This window comes from Oceanospirillum linum (assembly GCF_001995095.2).
Taxonomy (GTDB): domain Bacteria; phylum Pseudomonadota; class Gammaproteobacteria; order Pseudomonadales; family Halomonadaceae; genus Oceanospirillum; species Oceanospirillum linum.
This window is the reverse complement of record NZ_MTSD02000252.1, coordinates 1-383: the sequence shown is the minus strand read 5'-3', so window position 1 is coordinate 383 and position 383 is coordinate 1. Positions and strand designations below refer to the sequence as shown.

Sequence of the window (383 nt, the reverse complement as noted above, 5' to 3'; positions counted from 1 at the left end):
CATTTAAATTGGGCACAAGTGAGATATGTGGAGAGATTGGCAGAAGAGGACTAATAGCTCTCTACCACTACTACATTTTAGGAGGAAGAACATGACAGTCCAAGAATTAATTAATGAGCTAATGAAGATCGAAGATAAGTCCATGATTGTGGAAGTCATACAAATGATGATTGGTGAATATTTCACGCAAGAATCAGAACGAGTAGAAATTGACGCCAAAGAACACACAGTCTACATCTGGTAGGAGGAAATTATGATTATCAAAATGATTGTAGGAGCGTTGTTTTACATCATGGCCCTGATGATCGGATTTTTGTTAGGCAAGGAAGAAATGCGGAAAGAGATCAATAAAGACAAATAAAAAAGCCGAGCTTCCGCCCGAC

Annotated in this window: 1 protein-coding gene; it reads left to right on the top strand. The window is 38.6% G+C overall.

Annotated elements, in window-relative coordinates; genetic code table 11:
* Nucleotides 1-91: 91 nt before the first annotated feature.
* Entirely contained in the window at nt 92-244 is a 153-nt protein-coding gene (locus BTA35_RS18335) for a hypothetical protein (protein ID WP_202931334.1), read from the top strand.
* Nucleotides 245-383: the final 139 nt, after the last annotated feature.

Excerpts from the sequence above, each read along its gene's own strand:
- BTA35_RS18335 (WP_202931334.1), top strand. The coding sequence starts at position 92 with ATGACAGTCCAAGAATTAATTAATGAGCTAATGAAGATCGAAGATAAG.